Here is a 23,849-nt window from a genome sequence, read left to right as displayed (position 1 = left end):
AATGAATGAGAAAAAATGAATAAGAAAATACGAAATAAAAATTACTGGTGGCAACACCGTGTATAATTAATGGCTAGTACTCGCCTACTTACGAAAATCCTCGCGGATTTTCTATTCGGTTTTTATTTACTAAATTAGGTGCTTGAAAACGCCACAAATCATACACAAACACGTTACCATAAATACAAAAAAAATACGATAATGAAAAACATTTTACTAATATCATTCTTATTATTAACATCAATTTCTTGTACAAAAAAAGAAAAAGTAAATTACATTATAATATCGGGGAAAATAGAAAACCCGAATTCAGACAAGTTATCTATTGTTAGTTCTCGTAGTGAAGTTATTCATACATTCAATTTAAAATCAGACAATACATTTATAGATACATTAAACATTTCAGAAGGGTATTATTTCTTTTTTGATAAAAAACCTATTCCTATTTATTTAAAACCTTCATTTAATTTAAAATTATCAATAGACACAAAAAATCCGACTAAATATGTTGAATATAAAGGATTAGGCGCAAATGAAAACAATTATCTAATAGAACATAACGCTTTGAAAGAAAGTTCTGGGATGCAAAATTACTATTATGGTCATTATGCAAAATTTGATGAAAATAGATTTTTACAACAAACAGATTCGCTGTTTAATTTAAGATTTAAATTTTTAAAAGAGCAAAATAATCTAGATTCGGATTTTATTTATCTAGAAGAAAAAGCTTTAGAGTATGAAAAGTTAGATAGATTAGCAGGCTTCGAGATGATGCACGGTTTTGTGACAAAAAATACGAATTTCAAAGTATCAGACAACTTTCCAAATCCATATAAAGACATAAATTTAACCGATGAAAAATTATCAATAAGTCCTTATTATATACGTTTTTTAGAAGGTTATTTAAGGAAAGTTACATTTTCAAAATTAGAGATAGAAAATTTATCAGATCCAATACTAAAAACCTTAGAATCAATAGAAGAAAATATAAAAACACCAGTTTTAAGAGAAGTTTTAGCCTATAATGTTGGGAAGAATGACTTAAAACGTTCAAAAGATGTAGAAGTTGCTTTCAAAAAATACAATGACTTAACAAAAGATGAAAAACGAAAAGAAGAAGTTAGACAAGTCTATTTAAGTTTAAGTAAAATAGCGAAAGGAAAAACATCCCCTACTTTCAAGCTTTTTGATGTTGAAGATAATTTAATATCACTTTCTGATTTGAAAGGTAAATATATTTATATTGACTTATGGGCTACTTGGTGTGGTCCGTGTATAGCTGAAATTCCAGCGTTAAAAAAATTAGAAAAGCACTTTGAAGAAACAGATATTCAATTTGTAAGTATAAGTTATAAAGACAATAAAAAAGGTGGAAAGAAATGATAACAGAAAAAAATTAGGTGGAATTCAACTTTTTGCACCGAATGAAAATATTTCTTTTTTTAAAGATTATCAGGTTACAGGTATTCCTCGTTTCATTTTAATTGACAAAAACGGAAGAATTATTGAATCAAATGCTAAAAGACCTTCAAATCCGAAACTAAAGGAACAATTACAAAACTTGTTGTAAAGTACTTATGGTAACACCGTATATAATTTATTGCTGGCTTATTGCTAATTTACGAAAGTCCTCGCGGACTTTCTTGGTTGGTAATTATTTACTAAATTAGGTGCTTAAACACGCAACAAACCATATACAACAACGTTGTAGTGCATTAGGGAAAAATGAAAAATCGTACTTAAAAAAGAGAAAATCAATATGGAAAAATGGAATGAACTATGTTACATATTATCTGAAAACTTGCCAACAAACACGAGCGAACAGTTATTTGAATTAAAAGTAGTTCAAGCATTTGAAAAATTAGGATGGAGCGAATTTAATAATGAAATTGCCGTACGAGAAAGTATTCAATTAGGAGCTTCAAATAGAATAAGTCCAGATTTAATTTTAAGATCAAAAGAGAAAGGAAATCTTTTCATTGTAGAAGTTAAAAAACCTTCTCTCGAAATTGACAATTCTACTTTCAAAGGACAGCTATCATCTTATATGGGAATTACAAGAGTTGAATTAGGTATTCTAATTGGTAATAAAATTCAATTGTTTTTAGATGGTAAATTTTTCAATAAAAATAGCATCGTTTTAATCGATGAAATTGAATTTAATAGAGATAGTGAAAAAGGTTTAAAATTTGTACAATTATTTAGTAAAGAGAATTATAACAAAGAAAATATTGAAAATCACGCTCAAGAAAAAATTCAACAATTAAAAGAAATAGAGGATTTTAAAAAATTAAAAACCAAAATACTATCTGAAAATTATAGCGGAAAAATAATTGATTATTTAAAAACTGAACTTCAAGATGAATTCGATGAAAAAATAATAGATAATGTTTTTAAAGTATTAGAAGTAAAAATTGAGAGTAAGAACAAAATAGTTCCGATAGAAAATTACGAAAAACCGAGAACGAAAAAATATAGAACTTTTGAGAATTTTAATGAACCGACTGGAAAACTACCAATTGGAAAATATGTCCGAAAAACATTCAATGATTTAGTTAATAACAACTTAATAGACAGAAATGAAATTGAAAGATTACAAAGAGGCGATTATTCAAAATTGACCTTTGATATTCAATTCCCATTTTTGGCAAAAGAAAATTCGCCATATTACGAGAGAATAAGATATTGGAAAAATCCTTATCAAATAAACGGAGAAATTTATTTTGTCTGTTCACAATGGTATGAAGTTCCAGCAAATAATGATAGACCATATTACGAAGAATGGTTAAAGAAAATGAAAAAATAACGCACTACAACACCGTGTAAAAAAAATTGCTGGTAAAAGCTTACTTACGAAAATCCTCTCGGATTTTCTTCGTTTGTGTTTTATTTACTAAATTCACTGCTTAAACCACGCAACTTTCTTTACACGTATTCCAAGATCAAATCCTAATAAAATTTAGTTTTTATTTTAAGCAGCATAATTTTGAAGAACAACATACGGTGTTCCTCTTTTAACTACTGCAAAAGCTCTCGCTATTAGTTTGTTTCTAACATTATTTATTGCTAACATTTTATCTTTTCCTTCTGCTAACTTTTTTTGATAATACAATTTTAGTTCGCTATCATGTTGTATTGCAGAAACACTTGCCATACTTAGTAAACTTTTCATCTTTCTATCTCCTAAATAATGACATTGTTTTCGTCTATGAATACTTGTACCAGAGCGATGCTCAAAAGGTGCAGTTCCACAATAACTGGAGAAAGCACGCCAACTTTTAAAACGTGTAAAGTTACCTGTATGATAAATTAATTGACAAGCAACCACAAGACCAATCCCTTTCATACTTTTTAATAATTCGTAGTTTTTACTCATAGAAATATCATCAAAAATTATTTCTTCAATTCTAATTTCTATTGCCTTTACTTGCTTAGATAAATAGTCAATACTTCGCTTTAAACTGATACAACCTAAATCTGTTGTAGAGCTTGTTAAAAGCTCTTTCATCTCTTTTAAAGTACCTTTTAAACCCGCGTTATTTCTAACTAACTGATCTCTTAAAGCTAACAATCTACCTAACTCTAAATGAGAGCTACTTTTAACAGTACTTGGAGTTAACTCTTCTCTGTAAAGCCAACCATATCTTGCTATTACTTGAGCATCTAGTTTATCTGTTTTCTCTTTTACAATCCCTGAAGAACGCTTAATTTTTAACGGACTTTCCTCAACATAAACTACTTTCTTACTATGCAAATAAAGCGCAAGTTTTAAGGAATAATAACCTGTATTCTCAAAACAATAAAAAACAGCACTTTCTTTTGTTGCTTGTAAAACCCATTTTAAGAGGCTTTTGTAACCAACTAAATCGTTCTTAAACTCTTTATGAACTTGGGCATGATAACAATAAGCATCAATCGTCTTTTTTGATACATCAATTCCTACTACTTCTCTGTAATTTTTCATATTTTTACAATTAGAGTGAATAAATATGTTGCAAAAACTACTTCCTTTATCGGGATTTTTTAAACCTGGTATTCCAAATGGTTCTTTGCAACTTTATAACAACAGAGGACTCGTACGTGTAAGGGAACTACAATTCTAAAACACGTTATAGTTCTCCTCTGTTATTACATAAAGATATTTATTACAAACTAAAGAAACACGTTGGCAAACATTTGACGCAACCTTTTTAGGAAAACTACATCTATAGAATATAATAACGAATTAAAAATTAAAATTATGAAAATTAAAATCTTGAATTTATTACTAATCCTGACATTATGTTTATTTACGAGTTGTGATAATGAAGACACAACTTTACCTGAATTAAATATTAGAGTATCTAATGTTAGCCAATTTAACTTTGAAAATGCAAAAATTGGAGCTTCAACTGAAAATGGGAATATAAATATTCAAAAATTAAATTCTGGAGAAATAACTGAATACAAAAGCTTTAACAAAGCACAATTATTCCCGCACATTGAATAGAGATTGAAGGAAAAACTTATACACTCATACCTTACACAACAGGATTTGCTGACATTATCAGTGACGGAGGAAATTATACATATCAAATTAATGCAAATGAAAATCAAGAACAATATAACAAGTTGAGTTTTTCTTTAGTTAAGGAATAAAAACGTTTGCCAACAACATATATAATTTATTGCTAGCAAATCGTTTACTTGCGAAAATCCTCGCGGATTTTCTTTGTTAGTTTTTATTTATTAATTTAGTGCAATATTCACGCAACAAACCATATATAAACACGTTGTAAGTAATGCGAAAATGGAGCTAAAATCCAACATTTGAACTAAAAAAGCCAACCGCATAGTCAAGCACATTTCATTTTTTTCGTGCCTCAAAAAATAAAAAGAGCTTGCCTTTTCCCAACGCTCAATCTATCAACTAAAAATCAAAAGAAAACAATCTGAAACGCTAAAATTAAATTAAATTAGCGAATTGAATATATATTACAAAAAACACGAATGAAACTAACCGAAATATTAAGAGACAGTAATTACAAACTAACACAATTTACAACTGAACAAGTTGAAAATTTAGAAAAAACCATCTTTCTAAAAGAAGTTAGAGGAAAAGAAGTGCCTTTTATTAACTGTTTGGTTAGAAGAAAAAGATATTCAATTAAAACCAGAAGAAGCAGTAAGACAACTCTACTTAATGGTTTTGAATGAACAATATGGCTATTCATTTGACAGAATGGAAATTGAATATGCTGTAAGTTTTGGACGTGAGAAAAAACGAGCTGACATTGTAATTTTTGACAAACAAGATATTCGTTCAATCTACATTATGGTTGAACTAAAAAAACCGAAACTAAAAGACGGAAAAGAACAATTAAAATCTTATTGCAACGCAACTGGAGCTCCAATTGGAGTTTGGAGTAATGGAGATTCAATTTCATTTTACCACAGAAAGGACCCAAATTATTTTGAGGATTTATCTGCAATTCCAAGTGCAACAGAAAAACTATCCGATATTTTAACTGAACGTTGGACAATTGACGATTTAGTAAAAAAAGACAAATTAGTTACCGAAAAAAAATCATTGAAAGATTTAATTTTGGAAATGGAAGATGAAGTTTTAGCAAATGCTGGTGTAGATGTTTTTGAGGAACTTTTTAAACTAATTTTCACAAAACTCTATGACGAAATGGAAAGTGGCAGAAATAAAACACGCCATTTACGTTTTAGAAATTATGGAGATACCGAAACCGAATTAAAAGACAAAATACAAGAGGTTTTCGATAACTCAAGAAATAAATGGGAAGGCGTTTTTACAGAAGACAGTAAAATAATGCTAACACCTTCTCACTTATCTGTTTGTGTTTCATCTTTGCAAGATGTAAAGTTATTTAATTCAAATCTTGATGTTGTAGATGAAGCATTTGAATACTTAATTGGTAAAAGTAGTAAAGGAGAAAAAGGACAATATTTTACACCAAGATATGTAATTGATATGTGTGTAAAAATGATGAATCCACAAAAAGAAGAATCCGTAATTGATACGGCTTCTGGAAGTTGTGGTTTTCCTGTTCACTCTATTTTTCACGTTTGGGAACAAATTCTTAAAGAAAAAGGAATACCTAAAAGCCATTTATTTACAGCAGAAGAAAAACCAACAGAATGTACAGATTATGTGCAAAATAAAGTTTTTGCTATTGATTTTGACGAAAAAGCAGTTCGTGTAGCAAGAACATTAAATTTAATTGCAGGAGATGGTCAAACTAACGTTTTACATCTAAACACATTGGATTATGAACGTTGGGATGAAAAAACAGAAGATGAAGATTGGCAAGACACATATTACGAAGGTTGGAAAAAATTAAGAAAGTTAAGAACAACAAAAAACAGTAATAGAGATTTTGAATTCGATGTTTTAATGGCAAATCCACCATTTGCTGGAGATATTAAAGAAAGTAGAATTTTATCAAAATACGAACTCGGTAAAAAACCAAACGGAAAATACCAAACAAAAGTTGGTAGAGATATTTTGTTTATTGAACGTAATTTAGATTTTCTAAAACCTGGTGGACGAATGGCTGTTGTTTTACCACAAGGTAGATTTAACAATAGTTCTGACAAAAATATACGTGATTATATTGCAGAAAAATGTAGAATTTTAGGCGTTGTTGGATTACACGGAAACGTTTTTAAGCCACACACAGGAACGAAAACATCTGTGCTTTTTATACAAAAATGGGATGATAAATTATGTCCTAAAAAAGAAGATTACCCAATCTTTTTTGCAACACAACAAGAACCAAGCAAAGATAATAGTGGCGAAAAAATATTTGTTAAGAAAAAAGATTTTCCAAATGCTAAAACGGTAAATAAAGATGCTAATAATGACAAGGTTGCAGAACCAATAGACCATTATAATGAAACACCAGAAAATTTAGATGAATATTTATTAGATTCTCACGGACATTTAATTGTAAAACACGATTTATTTAATCACGACAATATTACAGAAGATGGTATTGCAGAAGCTTTTTTAGAGTTTGCTAAAAAAGAAAAACTATCATTTGTGGGAAAGTAAAAAGCCCTTTTAATGAAACTCGTTATAAAGAGTTATTAGAAGGGCTTGAAATTGTTGAGATTAATTTTTCGGGTTTAAAAGAAGAATATAGTAAATTAAGACTTGATGCTGAATTTTACAAAAAAGAATACGTTAAGTATGACAATATAATAAAGAGCAAGGGATTTTTAAAAGTTGGAGATGTCTCTTTTGTTACTGATGGTATTCACGAATCCATTGATTTTGACAATACAAGCTGTATTAATTTAATTTCAGCAAAGTCGCCTAAAGAAAATTTCTTTGATTTATCCTCAAATCATCACATTTCTTCAAAGCAAAACAAAAAAATCCAAGAACAGAACTAAAAGAAAATGATGTAATTATTTCTACAGTTGGCACAATAGGTAATTGCGCAGTAGTAAGAAAAAATATTCTTCCTGCAAATTCCGATAGACACGTCGGAATAGTAAGAATAAACGAAAAAATTACACCTTACTATTTGTCAACTTTTTTATTATCAAAATATGGTCGGTTTCAAACATTAAGAGAATCTACTGGTAATGTTCAGTTAAATTTATTTATCTATAAAATAAAGGAATTAGTTGTACCCGAATTATCAAGTCTTTTTCAATCAAAAATAGATGCACTTTGTTCTTTATCCTACGAAAAACGGATACAATCTAAACAGACCTATAAACAAGCAGAAAATCTATTATTAAAGGAATTAGGTTTAGAAAATTTTAAACCAACAAAAGAAGCCATAAATATTAAATCTTTTTCAGAAAGTTTTGGAGCAACAGGTAGAATTGACTCTGAATACTTTCAACCTAAATATGAAATCATAGAAAAAGCAATTAAATCCTATAAAAATGGATATGAAACATTTGATTATTTTATCGAAAATTATTCAACTGGTTTTCCATATAAAAGTAACTCGTATATAAAGAGTAATGGTGTTCCATTAATAAGAATCAATAACATTAAAAAAGGCTATTTACAATTAGATAATGCCATAGAAATACCGAGAAATGATTTAGAATTAAGTGTAAAAGATATTGCTAATGAAAATGATTTATTAATTTCAATGTCTGGAACAATTGGAAATTCTTGCAAAATACCAAAAGGGATAAAAGCAGTCATTAATCAAAGAATAATGCGAATTACACCAAAAACTTTAATCCCGAAGTTTTACCAATGGTAATCAACTCTCTGGTTGGAGAATATCAGCTAAACAGAATTGGAACTGGTGGTGTTCAAACTAACATTTCTTCAAATGATATTCAAAAAATATTTATCCCAAAAATAACGAATGTAATTCAGAGGAAAATAGCGAAAATGATTGAGGAAAGTTTTGATTTAAAAAAACAAAGTGAGCATTTATTGGAAGTCGCTAAAAAAGCAGTAGAAATTGCGATTGAGCAAAATGAAGAAAAAGCATTAAAATATATTGAAAAATAAAGGAATGAAAAGCCAACGCTAAAAGCCATACACATTTGCAATTCGCATCAGCCAACGCTACACCAAAAATTGCAAAAGAGTATGTCTTGCCAACGCTCAATCCGAACTAAATAATAAACATCGGAAAAATTAGCTGAATGAAAAAAGCACTACTTACAACACCGTATATAATTTATTGCTGGCTTCTCGCCTACTTACGAAAGTCCTCGCGGACTTTCTTGGTTGGTAATTATTTACTAAATTAGGTGCTTGAAACACGCAACAAACCATATACAACAACGTTGTGCATAATGCGGAAATCGTGCCTAAAATTCAACATTTGAACTAAAAAAGCCAGCCGTACAAACAGCACATTTGGTTTTTTTGCCAACACAGAAGCCAACGCTAAAAAAACCAAAAGAGCTGTTTTAGCCAACGCGCGACATTATCGATAAAAGAAAGAATGAAAACAGAATGAAAATTAAAATACGTCTATTAAAATTTTAATGTTAAAGGATTTTTAATGACTAAAATTAAGTTTATCATAAATCTTGAACTTCATAAAAGAAATAAGAAACATTATTTTGACTATATCAAAAAAATTATATAATATTGCACCCCAAATAAGCATTTTTTTGAATCTCAAAAATTACATACCAATACTATTGTTTTTGTTTCTAACAGGAGCAAGCAATATTTATGGCAATACGTTGCCAGTTTCTGGTGTCGATAATTTTTATGAGCAGATTCAAAATGATGAAAATGACGTTCAGGTATCTTCAGAAAACGTCTTTATTAAAACTTCAAAAGAAAAAGAGGATAACACTCTTTTTATAGAGTTGCTTAAATATGAAGAGGTCGAAACAAATGAAGAACCTTCTAAACATCAGTTAACTTCATTTTATGGATACATCGTTGCTATGTTTAGTTCAGAGCCATTAAGTGCGATGTCTAAAGAACTACAAAAAGATGTTATTCGCTATGTTTCGCATTTCGATTCCACTTCCACACGACTTCATGTCAAATTTCAGGTATTTATTATCTGATACTTCTTTCAGTGTAGACAACCTTAAAATTGGGTTTACACATTCTATTTTAAATTAATTTTTATTTTTTCAGTTCGTCTTAAATAGAGACTTACTCAACACATTTAATATACCCAATAATTCATACTTATGAAAAAATTAGTCATTCTTATGGGCTTGTTTATGCTCATAGTCCAAACAAGTTGCGAATCAAAAAAAGAAGAAAAAAAGGAACACACAGCATTTCTTGTTACCAATCCCATTAAAAAAGACACCACAATCACTAAAGATTATGTGAGTCAAATTCATGCTATTAGGCATATTGAAGTACGAGCTTTGGAAAAAGGCTATTTAAAGAGCATTTCAGTAGATGAAGGACAAAACGTTAAAAAGGGACAGGCTATGTTCCAAATTATGCCTAACATTTATCAAGCGGAATTGCAGAAAGCACAAGCAGAGTCTAATGTCGCAGAAATTGAATTGAAGAACACCAAATTATTGGCAGATGGCAACGTGGTTTCTCAAAATGAATTAGCAATGGCAAGTGCCAACTATGACAAATCGAAAGCCGAAGTCTCATTAGCACAAACCCATTTAGGCTTCACACAAATCAAAGCACCTTTTGATGGTATTATGGACCATCTTGAAGTGAGAGAAGGTAGTCTTTTGGATGAAGGCGAATTATTAACCAAACTTTCAGACAACAGTAAAATGTGGGTATATTTTAATGTTCCTGAAGCGCAGTATTTAGATTATATGATGAACGATCATAAAGATGATAAAGAAGAAGTGCGTTTGCTATTGGCAAATAACCGTGAGTTTAATCAAAAAGGTATCGTTGAGACAATTGAAGGCGAATTTAATAATGAAACTGGAAATATTGCCTTTCGTGCAACCTTTCCAAATCCTGATGGAGTTCTAAGACATGGCCAAACAGGAAGTATATTAATGACAGTACCCTTTAAGGATGTGATTTTGATTCCGCAGAAAGCAACATTTGAAGTTTTGGATAAAACCTACGTTTTTATAGTAGATAAGGAAAATAAAGTAAGACAACGTGAGATTACCATTGGCGCAGAGTTGCCAAATATCTATGTAATTAGCAAAGGACTTTCAGAAACCGATACCATTCTTTTAGAAGGCATTAGGATGGTTAAGAACAATGAAGAAATCCATACCAAGTTTGAAGAACCAAAAAAGGTTTTGGAATCGTTAGACTTGTACGCTGAGTAATCCAATCCTAATCCAAAGAAAACATGTTTAAACAATTTATAAAAAGACCCGTTTTGGCAATTGTCATTTCGGTTATGATTGTGTTTATAGGTGGTCTTGCCATTAAGCAATTGCCTATTTCACAGTTCCCGCAAATTGCACCAACTACGGTAAATATTTTTATTGCCTATCCAGGTTCGAGTGCAGAAGTATTGGTTAATTCTACATTAATTCCTTTAGAAACTGCTATTAATGGAGTGCAAGATATGCGCTACATCGCATCTGATGCTACAAGTGCTGGAGAAGCAACAATTCGTATTATTTTTGAACCTGGCACAGACCCAAATGAAGCTGTTGTTAGAGTAAAAACGCGTGTGGACCAAGTAATGCCTTTGTTGCCAGAATTGGTACAACGTGAAGGTGTTATTATCACACCTGTACAACCAAGTATGTTAATGTATGTAAATTTGTCTAGCACAGATAAAAATAACGACGAGAAATTTCTTTATAATTATGCCTACACTAAAGTTATTCCAGAAATTCAGCGTATCAATGGAATTGCGAGTGCACAAATTTTAGGAAGTAGAAAATATGCGATGCGTGTGTGGTTAAAACCAGACCGTATGCGTGCGTATAATATTTCCGCAGAAGAAGTATTAGAAGCTATGGAAGAGCAAAGTATTCTTGCACGACCAGGACGTTTGGGACAAAGTTCTGGTATGACCTCGCAATCTTTAGAATATGTATTAACCTACCAGGACCGATATAACGAGCCAGACCAATACAAGGAGATTATCATTCGCGCCAATGAAGAAGGCGAAATGATACAGCTCAAAGATATTGCCGATGTAAAATTAGGAAGTGAGTTTTTTGATATTTATTCTAATTTAGACGGAAACCCTTCAGCTTCCATCGTGCTAAAACAAACGCTAGGTAGTAATGGTAGCGATGTTATTGAGACAGTAAAAGCAAAAATAGCAGAGCTTAAAGTCGATTTACCACCAGATGTAAACTTTCAAATAAGTTATGATGTATCTAAATTTCTAGATGCATCTATTGAGCAGGTATTGCATACGCTATTTGAAGCTTTCATTCTGGTTGCGATAGTCGTATTTTTATTTTTAGGAGATTGGCGTTCTACTTTAATTCCAATTATAGCGGTACCTGTGTCGTTAATTGGTGCATTTTTCGTAATGCAATTTTTTGGTTTATCTATTAACTTAATTACCCTATTTGCATTGGTTCTCGCCATTGGTATTGTGGTCGATGACGCCATTGTTGTGGTAGAGGCCGTCCATTTAAAGATGGAAGAAAAAATCTTACACCATATAAAGCGACATCAGAAGTATTAGGAGAAATAGGTGGAGCCATTATAGCAATCACTTTTGTAATGGTTTCTGTGTTTATACCCATTTCATTTATGACAGGTCCAGTAGGTGTTTTTTATCGCCAATTTTCAATAACAATGGCTGGTGCAATTGTGATTTCTGCTATTGTCGCATTGACATTAACACCAGTTTTATGTGCGATGTTATTGAAGAATACCCACGGAAAAAAGAAAAAGTCACTCATAGATAAATTTATTAATTGGTTTAATAAAGGTTTTGAAAGATTAACTGGAAAGTATGTAAAAATTCTGAATAAAATTGTGGCAAGACGTATTGTTACCTTTGGGATTTTGGCTGCTTTTTGCTTCGGAATTTATGTAACCAACGAAGCGCTTCCTGCTGGTTTTATTCCTAACGAAGACCAAGGAATGATTTACGCCATTATACAAACACCACCCGGATCAACTTTAGAGCGCACTAATGAAGTGGCAAAAAAACTTCAGAAAATATGTGAAGAAACCGAAGGTGTGGCATCAGTAACTTCATTAGCAGGTTACGAAATTATGACCGAAGGTCGTGGTTCTAACGCTGGTACCTGTTTGATTAATCTAAAACCTTGGGGAGACAGACACCATTCCGTTCACGAAATTATGGAAGAATTGGAAGAGGAAACTAAAGATTTAGGTGCAATCATCGAGTATTTTGAACCACCAGCAGTTCCAGGTTTTGGTTCTTCGGGAGGATTTGCGATGCGCTTATTGGATAAAACCAACTCTACCGATTATCATCAGTTTGAAGGCATCAATAATAAGTTTATGGAAGCCTTGTCTAAACGTGAAGAATTGACAGGGTTATTCACGTTCTTTTCTGCAAATTATCCGCAATATGAGTTGAAAATCAACAATAAAATTGCGATGCAAAAAGGCGTTTCCATCGATAAAGCAATGCAAAACCTAAACATTTTAATTGGTAGTACCTATGAACAAGGATTTATTCGTTTTGGTCGTTTCTTTAAGGTTTACACCCAAGCTGCGCCAGAATATCGTCGTTTACCTTCAGATCTAGAAAAATTATTTGTGAAGAATGAAAGTGGCGAAATGGTACCCTATTCTGCTTTTATGACGGTGGAAAAGAAATTAGGGCCTAACGAAATTACACGGTATAACCTTTACAACTCAGCATCCATTAGAGGTTTGCCAGCAAAAGGATTTACCAGTAGTGATGCCATAAATGCGATTAAGGAAGTTGCAGCAAAGGAATTACCAAATGGATATGATGTAGCTTGGGAAGGTTTGTCTTTTGATGAAGCCAGTAGAGGTAATGAATCCTTATATGTCTTTATCGTGGTACTCATATTTGTGTACTTCGTTCTTGCAGCACAATACGAAAGTTTCTTATTGCCCTTCGTAGTGATTTTATCACTACCAGTAGGGGTTTTTGGTTCGTTTTTCGTTTTAAAAATTATGGGATTATCTAATGATGTGTATGCACAAATAGGATTAATAATGCTTATTGGACTTTTAGGAAAAAATGCAGTTTTGATTGTAGAATTTGCAGTTCAAAAACAGCGAGAAGGTGCAACAGTTTTAGAAGCAGCCATTGAAGGTTCAAAAGCACGTTTTAGACCTATTTTAATGACGTCGTTTGCTTTTATTGCAGGATTAATTCCGTTGGTAGTTGCCTCTGGAGCAGGTGCAATTGGAAACAGAACCATTGGAGGTTCATCTTTAGGAGGCATGCTAATTGGAACGCTTTTCGGAGTGCTTATTATTCCTGGTTTATATTACATTTTCGCAAAAATGGCAGAAGGCAAAAGTCTTATTCAAGATGAATCTTTTGAGCCACTTTCCGAAAATTTTATTAGAAATAGCGAAGCAGAAAAACAATCCAAAGCCAATACCGAGAGTATTAGCAAATTGAAAAAACTGATTAATAAATTGAAAAAAAGAATAAAAATGAATAGGATAATTAACATCATAACGATGAAAAAACAATTAGTTGTTGGCATTTTTGCATTCTTTTCATTGTATGCTTGTGTACCAACTAAAATAGTGCGAGAGGAAAATAAAGCAATACCAGAGCAGTTTGATAATCAAACAACAGACTCTACAACTATGGCAACTGTAAAATGGAAAGATTTCTTTTCAGACCCTAATTTGGTAACATTGATAGATTCGGCTTTGGCAAACAACCAAGAGCTTAATATTTTATTGCAGCGCGTAAATATGGCGCAGAATGAAATTCAAGCGAAAACAGGAGAATATTTACCTTCCGTTAATATCGTTGCAGGTGCAGAAGTTGAAAAAGTAGGCGAATTTACAAGAAATGGAGCTGTTGAACATAATCTGAATATACGTGAGGATGAAGAATTTCCAGAACCCTTAGCAAATTTTCAAGCAGGATTATCTGCTTCTTGGGAATTGGACGTTTGGAAAAAGCTACGCAACGGAAAAAAGCTGCTGTTTTAGAATATTTAGCTTCTGTTGAAGGCAAGAATTTTATGGTCACGCAACTGGTTTCAGAAATTGCAAGTGCCTATTACGAATTAATGGCACTCGATAATCAATTGGAAATCATTGAGCAAAATTTAGAGTTGCAACAAAATGCACTTAAAATGGTAAAACTGCAAAAGGAAGCTGCGCGTGCTACACAATTAGCTGTGAGACGTTTTGATGCAGATGTGTATAAAAATCAAAGCAATAAGTTTCTGATAGAACAAAAAATTGTAGAAACTGAGAACCTTATTAATTTTCTCGTTGGAAGGTATCCGCAATCTATTGTACGTAATTCTAATGCTTTTATGGAAACACCTATAAACTCTCTTAATATTGGTGTGCCTTCACAACTATTGGCAAATCGAACAGATATTAGGCAAGCCGAATTAGAACTCGCAGCTTCAAAGCTGAACGTTAAAATTGCAAGATCTAATTTTTATCCGTCTTTTGGTATTAGAGCAGGTATAGGTCTAGAGGCCTTTAATCCTAAATTTTTAACCAGCACACCAGAATCTTTAGTGTATTCATTGGTTGGCGATGTGGTGTCGCCATTAATTAACAGAAATGCTATTAAAGCAGCATATAATACCGCAAATAATCAGCAATTGCAAGCTGTTTTTGAGTACGAGCGTGCCATATTAAATGCGTATATGGAAGTCGCCAACCAATTATCAAATACAGATAAATTGAATAAAAGTTTTCAACTTAAAGAAGAACAAGTCAAGGCATTAACAGAATCTATTGACTTGTCTTTATTACTTTTTAAATCTGCAAGGGCTGAATACACCGAAGTATTACTAACACAAAGAGAAACTTTGGATTCTAAAATTGAAATTATAGAAACCAAACGCGACCAGTTACTTGCTAATGTAAAATTGTACCAAGCGCTTGGTGGTGGCTGGAATTAGAGACTTTTAAGTTAACTTCAAAAGGCGCAACTTATAAAAAATGCGCCTTTTTTATTGAAAGTCTGTTAATTGAATATATCTTTAGAATTTGGTATTACATTTATACTATGAGTAAAAAATTACTAGAAAAAATTTAAAGAAGATGTGAAAAATATGATTTTCGGACTGGTTAAAGAAATATTGAATAAAGGAATTGGTGGAAATGCCAACCGTTAAAGCCATACACATTTGCAATTAGCTACAGCCAACGCTACGCCAAAAATTGCAAAAGAGTATGTCTTGCCAGCGCTCACATTTGAACTAAATAACAAACATCGGAAAACCAAGCTAAACGTGAAAAGCACTATGCACAACAATGTATATAAAACATAGCTATTATAGGCTTTCCGAGAGATTTTTGCTTCTTTATTGAGTCCGCCAAATTTTTATTTTTGTATATTTAGAGAATAAAAGATAAATAGAAAAAATAAAAATTCGGCTCGTGTATAATCCGAAACAATATTATCTTTTTACACGCTACATTTCATATACGGAGACGTTGTAAACAATGCTAAAATCACTCTACTCAAAATCCGAAATAGATTTAATTTAAAACCTGAACAACAAATAAATGTTTAAAATATTGCAATATAATTTTCTTTCTCTAACTAGGTTCAAAATGGCTAAGTATCAATTTGCGCCTGAATATATCGGATTGATTTTAGTAGTAGGAATGTTTACAACAATGTTTCTTGGGATTACGTCTGAAGACGCATTAGTGATTGGCGAAATAAAAATTATAAATTTTAATATTATTGCATTATTCTATTTTATTGCACCAATTTTGAGTGATATTTTTATGTATAAGTTTTATGACCCAAATTATCAATATTTCAAATTACTGTATCCATTTAAAATTTCAAAAGTCATTTTTATTGACGTTCTTATTGAATTATTTAACTTTAAAATAGTATTCTTAATCTTTTTTATCATTGCTTATATCCCTTTTTGTTTAACATATGATTTAATGATTTTTGAAAAAACATCAATTACAGGTTTTTTTTAATAATTACAGCTTATATAAATTCTTGTTTACTTGTTAGGCTTTTAAAAGACATACTTAAAAATAAAGTGAATAAATCTCATAAAAACTACCTAAAACTATTTACTCTTTTATTATTTGTACTAATAACGTATAATGAAAACGTTAATTTGATAGACCTAAACAATTATCAAACTATATATTTATTGTTTAAGATTTCTATATCATTAATTATCCTTTTAATAATTTCGTTATACTTAATAAATGTAAAATATGATAAAGTTTAAATTAATCAATTTTGCAATTATTTTAAAAACAAATTTGATAAGCTTATCTTTTATAGATATTATCATTTTTAGTTTTTTTATTAATACAAACTATTTTTTCTCTTTCCCCGAAATAATAAAAATTTCTATTTCTATTTTTTTAATACAACAAACTTTATTAAATTATAAATACACTGAATTCCTAGAATATATTTTTTTTATTTCAGGAGCAAAAGTCAAGAAATTAATTTTAATAAATTTCTTTATAAATAATTTATTTTTTTATCAATATCTTTTTTTAAAGACTATTGAAATGACTACTGTTCAAGCTATTAGTGAAAATTTTTTTATTTTAAATTCATTAATTCTCATTTCATTTTTATTGAAATTTATAATTCCAACTCATTACATAAAACATTCGTTTTTCAGAAAAGTAATTAATATAATTTTGTTTTATTTTTTATTTGGCTTAGTTAGTATAGGTTTAGGTTTTCCAGTTATTGGGTCTATACTAGTACTAATTATTTTCGTTACTTTAATTAATATTTTCAACCGAACTTTAAACTTAGATGATAACAATTAAGAATTTGACAAAAAAATATGGCTCAAATATCATTTTAAATGATATTAGTATTCAATTTAATAAAAATATATCATTTCTATTTGGAGATAATGGCACAGGGAAATCGACTCTTTTAAATATTTTAGCAGGAGCTCTTAAATATAACTCAGGTTCAATTTATATAAATGACAAAGAAATAGATTTTAAGGACAATTCTTATAAAAGGAATATTGGTTTTTTAATAGATTACCCTACATATCCGACACAATTTACTGTAAAGGAATATATCAGTTTATTAAATTATATATATAGAAATGACACAAAGTTACAGAAGTCATATCAGGAAAATTTAATTACCTTTTTCGAATTAGATAAGTATCAGAATTTACAAATCTCTGAACTATCGACAGGTTTTGTAAAAAGAGTCAAACTTTTAGCAACTATGTTACATAATCCGAATTTATTCATTTGGGACGAACCTTTTTCTGGAATTGACAAGAATTTCATTCCTAAACTAGTAAATAAGATTAAAGCACTTTCTTTAGAAGAAAATAAGTTTTTTTTAATTACAACTCACATTTCTGAAATTAAATCTTTTGATTTCACCAATAGTTCTGAGTTTATATTAGAGAATAAAAAAATTTCGTCCGATAATAAGTAATTTAAATCAAGTTACTATTTGAAAACTAAAAAACGCACAGTTTACAACACCGTGTATAATTAATTGCTGGTTTTAGCTCACTTAGGAAATTCCTTCGGAATTTCGCCGTTCGTGCTTTATTTACTAAATTCACTGCTTAAAACACGCAACTAATCATACACAACAACGTTAGCAACAAGCTCTGAAAAGCCAACCGCACAGTCAAGCACATTTTATTTTTTTCGTGCCTCAAAAAATAAAAAGAGCTTGCCTTTTCCCACCTCTCACTCATATGGAATGATAATTTTTATACTCATTTAGTGAGTATTTTAAAAATGTTCTCTACTTTAGTGAACTGAATTAAAAAAATTCAAAATGAACCGAATAAAAGAGGTTTTAGAACAAAAAGGAATAAAACAAATCTGGTTGGCTGAACAATTAGGAAAGAGTTACAATATGGTTCACTCATATGCTCAAAATAAAAGGCAACCTAGTTTGGAAGACTTGTACAAGATTGCTAAAATCTTAAATGTAGAAGCAAAAGAATTATTAGTAGAACACAAAGACAATATCAAATAGATGAAACTAACCGAAATATTAAGAGACAGTAACTACAAACTAACTCAATTTACAACTGACCAAATTGAAACTTTAGAAAATAATATCTTTTTAAAAGAAGTTCGTGGAAAAGAAGTGCCTTATATCAACTGTTTAGTTAGAAGAAAAGATATTCAACTAAAACCAGAAGAAGCAGTAAGACAACTTTATTTAATGGTTTTAAATGAACAATATGGTTATTCATTTGACAGAATGGAAATTGAATATGCTGTAAGTTTTGGACGTGAAAAAAAACGTGCTGACATTGTTATTTTCGACAAACAAGATACACGTTCAATCTACATAATGGTTGAACTTAAAAAACCGAAACTAAAAGACGGAAAAGAACAACTAAAATCTTATTGTAACGCAACAGGAGCACCAATTGGAGTTTGGAGTAATGGAGATTCAATTTCATTTTATCACAGAAAAGACCCAAATTATTTTGAGGATTTATCTGCAATTCCAAGTGCTACAGAAAAATTATCTGACATTTTAACCGAACGTTGGACAATTGATGATTTAGTAAAAAAAGACAAATTAGTAACCGAAAAAAAATCATTAAAAGATTTGATTTTGGAAATGGAAGATGAAGTTTTGGCAAATGCAGGTGTTGATGTTTTTGAAGAGCTCTTTAAACTTATTTTCACAAAACTATATGATGAAATGGAAAGTGGCAGAAATAAAACTCGCCATTTACGTTTTAGAAATTATGGAGATACCGAAACCGAATTAAAAGAAAAAATACAAGAGGTTTTTGATAATGCAAGAAATAAATGGGAAGGTGTTTTTACAGAAGATAGTAAATTAATGCTAACACCTTCTCACCTATCGGTTTGTGTTTCTTCTTTACAAGATGTAAAACTATTTAACTCAAACCTTGATGTTGTAGATGAAGCATTTGAATACTTAATTGGTAAAAGTAGTAAAGGAGAAAAAGGACAATATTTTACACCAAGATATGTAATTGATATGTGTGTAAAAATGATGAATCCACAAAAAGAAGAATCCGTAATTGATACGGCTTCTGGAAGTTGTGGTTTTCCTGTGCACTCTATTTTTCACGTTTGGGAACAAATTCTTAAAGAAAAAGGAATACCTAAAAGTCATTTATTTACAGCAGAAGAAAAACCAACGGAATGTACAGATTATGTACAAAACAAAGTTTTCGCTATTGATTTTGACGAAAAAGCAGTTCGTGTAGCAAGAACATTAAATTTAATTGCAGGAGATGGTCAAACTAACGTTTTACATCTAAACACTTTAGATTATGAACGTTGGGATGAAAAAACAGAAGATGAAGATTGGCAAGACACATATTATGAAGGTTGGAAAAAATTAAGAAAATTAAGAACAACAAAAAACAGTAATAGAGATTTTGAATTTGATGTTTTAATGGCAAATCCACCATTTGCTGGAGATATTAAAGAAAGTAGAATTTTAGCAAAATACGAACTCGGCAAAAAACCAAACGGAAAATACCAAACAAAAGTTGGTAGAGATATTTTGTTTATTGAACGTAATTTAGATTTTCTAAAACCTGGTGGACGAATGGCTGTTGTTTTACCACAAGGAAGATTTAACAATAGTTCTGACAAAAATATACGTGATTATATTGCAGAAAAATGTAGAATTTTAGGAGTTGTTGGATTACACGGAAACGTTTTTAAGCCACACACAGGAACGAAAACATCTGTGCTTTTTATACAAAAGTGGGATGATAAATTATGTCCTAAAAAAGAAGATTACCCAATCTTTTTTGCAACACAACAAGAACCAAGTAAAGACAATAGCGGAGAAAAGATTTTTGTTAAGAAAAAAGATTTCCCAAATTCAAAAACAGTAAATAAAGACGCAAACAATCAAAATGTTGCAGAGCCAATAGACCACTACGATACAACAACTGAAAGTTTGGATGAATATTTATTGGATACACACGGCCATTTAATTGTAAAACACGATTTATTTAATCACGATAATATTACAAAAGACGGTATAGCTGAAGCTTTTTTAGAATTTGCTAAAAAAGAAAACTTGTCTTTTGTGGGAAAGTAAATAGCCCTTTTAACAAAACTCTATACAAAGAATTGTTAGAAGGGCTTGAAATTAGCGAAATTAGGTATTCAGAAGTGTTAAAACATACTTTGTCCAGTAGATTTGATTCTGAATTTTTCAAAAAAATATATTTAAAGGATGATAAAGCTATTGCTAAAAATGGTTTCAATAAATTAGTAAAAGTCACAAACAAAATTAATGTTGGATTTGTTGGTGCAATGGTAAAACATTATAGAGATGAAGGTATTACTATTTTACAAACTAAAAATATTGATGCTTTTTTCATTACTGACAGCGATACAATTAAAATTACGCCTCATTTTCACAATGAATTAAAAAAGTCAAAAATTCATAAAAAAGATATATTAATTGCAAGGAGTGGTTCTTTTGGTAAAGCTTCAATATATCTTGATGATGAAGTTATTAATTCATCTGATATAATCATTGTAGAAGCAAATGAGCTATTAATAAATCCATACTTTTTAGTGTCTTTTCTAAATTCAAAATTTGGTATTAATCAAATGATTCGTTTTGCAAGTGGAGGTTTACAAGGTCACGTTAATTTAACGATTTTAGAAGAATTAGAAGTTCCAAAAATAAATAATGTATTTCAACTCGAAATTGAACGTTTATTAGAGTTAGCTTATTCTCAAAAACAACAATCCAAAGAAGCATATAAACAAGCTGAAAACATATTATTAAAAGATATTGGCTTACAATGCTTTACACCTAATACAGAACCAATAAATATCAAAAACTTAAAAGACAGTTTTGCAATAAGTGGAAGATTAGATGCAGAATATTATCAATTAAAATATGAAGATATTGAAAACAAAATATTAAATAACACTAATGGTTTTACAATTATCGCAAATGAATTTGAACACATTTATTTGAAATCAAAAAAAGAAAAAATTGGATTTAATTATATTGAAATTGGAGATGTAAATGTAAGTGATGGCTCTTGTAACTCAAATTATGTTTTAACAAAAGAGCTACCTGCAAATGCAAAGACATTGGTAAAAAAAGGTGATATTTTAATTTCAAAAGTTAGGCCATATAGAGGAGCAGTTACATTGATAAATTTTGAGAAAGAAGATTTAATTGTAAGTGGTGCTTTTACTGTATTAAGGGAAAAAGAAACTTCAATCTTCTCAAATGAGGTTTTAAAGGTCCTTTTGAGAACAAAAGAGTATAAAGAATTATTATTAAAGTTTAATGTAGGTACTTCTTATCCAGTAATAAAAGATATTGATGTTCTTAAGCTACCTATTCCAAAAATCTCAAAGAAAGTACAAGAAGATGTAACATTGAAAATTCAACTTTCATCTAAACTTAAACAACAAAGTAAACATTTATTAGAAGTTGCTAAAATAGCAGTTGAAATAGCAATTGAAGAAAACGAAGATGTAGCAATAGAATATATTAAAAACCAATCTATTAAAAATGGCTAGTACAGAAAATATAAGAATGTGGATTGAGCAATCTGATATTGATTATATTGGTCATTTCATAAAAGCTTGGATTCCCTTTAATGCTTGGTATAATGACACTTTCTCATCACTAACGTCTGATAGGCAGAAAATATCTGCAATAAAATCACAAAACAACACAGTTAGAAGAGGTATAAACTCTTTAATGGAATCTGATTCGCAATTGGGTCAAGAATTTAGAAGTAACTTATCGGCTTTATATTATCAATTACAACAAAATCAAATTGATGGACGAGATGGAAGAATATGGTTTGAAGATGCACTCAAGGAAAAAAATAATATTGATTTAATAGATAATAGAGAGTTTGGTAGAGATAAATATTATTTAAAACGAACAGACGGTCAATATCTTGGTCAAGTATCTGAAATGAAAATCATTTTAAAGAAAAAATCAGATAACTCGACTACATTTGTTTATACGCATACTGAATATGACATTACTCACTTACAATCATTTCCTGCTTATCAGAGTTTAAGCCATACAAAAAAGGAACAAGTCAGAATAATGTTCCAAGAACTTAAACCAATACGAATTGAAACTTTGCTCGAAACAAATAAAAATGAATCACCAATTAATTATTACCAATGTGATTCTTATGTTTTACGAAGAGAACCAACAAATAGTTGTTATTCGATTTATGTTGTAAAAGCTCTTCTAGAAATTTTATATCAATTAAGAAACGTTTTATTTCACGGAGAACTTGTACCGAATAAAGGTGCACAGAATGTATACAAAGAAGCTTATTTGGTTCTTAAAATGATTTTAGCTAAGATAAGATAAGCCAACGCAAGTTCAAGCACATTTAAAGTTTGCTCGTACCTCACAAATTTAAAAGAGCTTAAACGCCAACGCTAGCAAGTTTGCGGTATAAAGCCAGTTGCTAACAACGTGTATAAAACATAGCTATTATAGGCTTTCCGAGAGATTTTTGTATATTTACAAAGTACGCCAAATTTTTTATTTGGTTATATTTATAAAAGAAAATTAAACATAAAAATAAAAAATTCGGCTCGTGCTAAATCCGAAAAGTTAGTGTCTATTTACACGCTACGTTTCATACACAAGACCGTTCTACACAATTAAAGAACGAAACATAAATCAATGATCATAGAATTTAAAAAGTTAAAAAATCTAATATTATTAGGAATTGAAAGGAAAGATAATATATTCACTAATGGCAACATAACTTGTGAATTCGTGAATTACGAAAAAGAGCCTTGGGATATTTATGGTATGACTTCAAGTTGCAAAATAAGTTACTCAAATTTGAGTTCTTATACATATAGCGAAACAAAACAATTGAACTGGTTTAACTGTTTTACAGATCATAATTATACTATTTCAGAAAAAAGAAAACACAGAGAAACTGATTTAATTAAATTCTTACTTGAACTATTCTTGAACCCCAGTAAACTCATTTCAAAATACGAAGAACAATTATTAATATATAAAGTAAAAAACAATGAATTTTTTACTTTCCAAAATATAATTAAAAATCATAAAAAAATAAATCTCGAAAATTTAAAAGTTTATATTTTAGAAAAAAAGCAGAATGAATTAATTCGATATGCTTCAGGAGATAAAGATTCAACTTTTGAAAAAAAACATCAATACATTACTTTATTTGGTATAACAATACTTTAATTATAGATGAATATTTACAATCTTTTTTACCCCAAAATATAGATACTAAAGAAACTATAAAATCCTTATCAGTAGATATTGACAGAGAATATTTTAAAATAAATAACGAATTAACAGAAAAGC

General features: G+C 30.1%; 19 protein-coding genes and 1 pseudogene. 19 read left to right on the top strand and 1 reads right to left on the bottom strand.

Annotated elements, in window-relative coordinates; all coding sequences use genetic code 11:
* Window positions 1–201: 201 nt before the first annotated feature.
* The 3 genes from N5A56_RS04900 to N5A56_RS04890 all read left to right on the top strand — a co-directional run bounded on the left by N5A56_RS04900 (window position 202) and on the right by N5A56_RS04890 (window position 2,806).
* Window positions 202–1,383 (top strand): TlpA family protein disulfide reductase, encoded by a 1,182-nt coding sequence (locus N5A56_RS04900; protein WP_274270241.1) that lies wholly within the window; start codon window positions 202–204, stop codon window positions 1,381–1,383.
* Window positions 1,370–1,570: a TlpA family protein disulfide reductase gene (locus N5A56_RS04895; RefSeq protein ID WP_274270240.1), complete on the top strand. Its 201-nt coding sequence runs from the start codon at window positions 1,370–1,372 to the stop codon at window positions 1,568–1,570. Before N5A56_RS04900 ends, N5A56_RS04895 begins: the two co-directional genes overlap by 14 nt.
* Before the next feature lie 189 nt (window positions 1,571–1,759).
* Window positions 1,760–2,806, top strand: coding sequence for a type I restriction enzyme HsdR N-terminal domain-containing protein (locus N5A56_RS04890; RefSeq protein WP_187481455.1), 1,047 nt, complete (start codon window positions 1,760–1,762; stop codon window positions 2,804–2,806).
* Between the two features lie 165 nt (window positions 2,807–2,971).
* Here the strand turns inward: N5A56_RS04890 and N5A56_RS04885 are convergent, their stop codons facing one another.
* Window positions 2,972–3,964 (bottom strand): IS110 family RNA-guided transposase, encoded by a 993-nt coding sequence (locus N5A56_RS04885; RefSeq protein ID WP_265724292.1) that lies wholly within the window; start codon window positions 3,962–3,964, stop codon window positions 2,972–2,974.
* A 276-nt stretch (window positions 3,965–4,240) separates the two neighbouring features.
* On the opposite strand from N5A56_RS04885, the gene N5A56_RS04880 reads away from it, so the two are divergent.
* From N5A56_RS04880 to N5A56_RS04805, 16 genes and pseudogenes are all read left to right on the top strand, one after another.
* A complete protein-coding gene (locus tag N5A56_RS04880) occupies window positions 4,241–4,489 on the top strand; it encodes a hypothetical protein (RefSeq protein ID WP_265724458.1) in 249 nt (82 codons plus the stop codon).
* A gap of 500 nt (window positions 4,490–4,989) precedes the next feature.
* Window positions 4,990–5,196: a hypothetical protein gene (locus N5A56_RS04875; RefSeq protein ID WP_265724477.1), complete on the top strand. Its 207-nt coding sequence runs from the start codon at window positions 4,990–4,992 to the stop codon at window positions 5,194–5,196.
* Window positions 5,183–7,063 carry an N-6 DNA methylase gene (locus N5A56_RS04870; protein ID WP_265724476.1) on the top strand — a complete coding sequence of 627 codons (1,881 nt, stop codon included), beginning with the start codon at window positions 5,183–5,185 and terminating at the stop codon, window positions 7,061–7,063. Before N5A56_RS04875 ends, N5A56_RS04870 begins: the two co-directional genes overlap by 14 nt.
* A 478-nt stretch (window positions 7,064–7,541) precedes the next feature.
* Window positions 7,542–8,243 carry a restriction endonuclease subunit S domain-containing protein gene (locus N5A56_RS04865; RefSeq protein ID WP_274270239.1) on the top strand — a complete coding sequence of 234 codons (702 nt, stop codon included), beginning with the start codon at window positions 7,542–7,544 and terminating at the stop codon, window positions 8,241–8,243.
* Entirely contained in the window at window positions 8,237–8,500 is a 264-nt protein-coding gene (locus N5A56_RS04860) for a restriction endonuclease subunit S domain-containing protein (protein WP_274270238.1), read from the top strand. The genes N5A56_RS04865 and N5A56_RS04860 overlap by 7 nt, the downstream gene beginning before the upstream one ends.
* 563 nt (window positions 8,501–9,063) lie before the next feature.
* Window positions 9,064–9,525 carry a hypothetical protein gene (locus N5A56_RS04855; protein WP_260585375.1) on the top strand — a complete coding sequence of 154 codons (462 nt, stop codon included), beginning with the start codon at window positions 9,064–9,066 and terminating at the stop codon, window positions 9,523–9,525.
* A 129-nt stretch (window positions 9,526–9,654) separates the two neighbouring features.
* Complete coding sequence (locus tag N5A56_RS04850) at window positions 9,655–10,737, top strand: efflux RND transporter periplasmic adaptor subunit (protein WP_260585374.1); 1,083 nt, start codon at window positions 9,655–9,657, stop codon at window positions 10,735–10,737.
* Between the two features lie 23 nt (window positions 10,738–10,760).
* Window positions 10,761–14,512 (top strand): annotated as a pseudogene (locus N5A56_RS04845) (efflux RND transporter permease subunit).
* The gene (locus N5A56_RS17810; RefSeq protein WP_337994764.1) at window positions 14,473–15,447 is read left to right on the top strand and encodes a TolC family protein; all 975 of its coding nucleotides are present in this window, start codon (window positions 14,473–14,475) and stop codon (window positions 15,445–15,447) included. The pseudogene N5A56_RS04845 and the gene N5A56_RS17810 overlap by 40 nt, the downstream one beginning before the upstream one ends.
* Window positions 15,448–16,105: 658 nt before the next feature.
* Window positions 16,106–16,492 (top strand): hypothetical protein, encoded by a 387-nt coding sequence (locus tag N5A56_RS04835; protein ID WP_265724474.1) that lies wholly within the window; start codon window positions 16,106–16,108, stop codon window positions 16,490–16,492.
* 829 nt (window positions 16,493–17,321) lie between these two features.
* Window positions 17,322–17,957, top strand: coding sequence for an ATP-binding cassette domain-containing protein (locus N5A56_RS04830; protein WP_274270237.1), 636 nt, complete (start codon window positions 17,322–17,324; stop codon window positions 17,955–17,957).
* Between the two features lie 354 nt (window positions 17,958–18,311).
* Window positions 18,312–18,515 (top strand): helix-turn-helix domain-containing protein, encoded by a 204-nt coding sequence (locus N5A56_RS04825; protein ID WP_265724472.1) that lies wholly within the window; start codon window positions 18,312–18,314, stop codon window positions 18,513–18,515.
* Complete coding sequence (locus N5A56_RS04820) at window positions 18,516–20,588, top strand: type I restriction-modification system subunit M (RefSeq protein WP_265724471.1); 2,073 nt, start codon at window positions 18,516–18,518, stop codon at window positions 20,586–20,588.
* Window positions 20,589–20,620: 32 nt separating this feature from the next.
* Window positions 20,621–22,042 (top strand): restriction endonuclease subunit S domain-containing protein, encoded by a 1,422-nt coding sequence (locus tag N5A56_RS04815; RefSeq protein ID WP_265724470.1) that lies wholly within the window; start codon window positions 20,621–20,623, stop codon window positions 22,040–22,042.
* Window positions 22,035–22,862 carry a hypothetical protein gene (locus N5A56_RS04810; RefSeq protein WP_265724469.1) on the top strand — a complete coding sequence of 276 codons (828 nt, stop codon included), beginning with the start codon at window positions 22,035–22,037 and terminating at the stop codon, window positions 22,860–22,862. Before N5A56_RS04815 ends, N5A56_RS04810 begins: the two co-directional genes overlap by 8 nt.
* A 417-nt stretch (window positions 22,863–23,279) precedes the next feature.
* Window positions 23,280–23,726 (top strand): hypothetical protein, encoded by a 447-nt coding sequence (locus N5A56_RS04805; protein ID WP_274270236.1) that lies wholly within the window; start codon window positions 23,280–23,282, stop codon window positions 23,724–23,726.
* Window positions 23,727–23,849 lie beyond the last annotated feature (123 nt).

It is taken from the genome of Polaribacter ponticola (assembly GCF_026191475.2).
Classification (GTDB): Bacteria; Bacteroidota; Bacteroidia; order Flavobacteriales; family Flavobacteriaceae; genus Polaribacter; species Polaribacter ponticola.
This window is presented reverse-complemented; position numbering and strand designations above follow the sequence as displayed.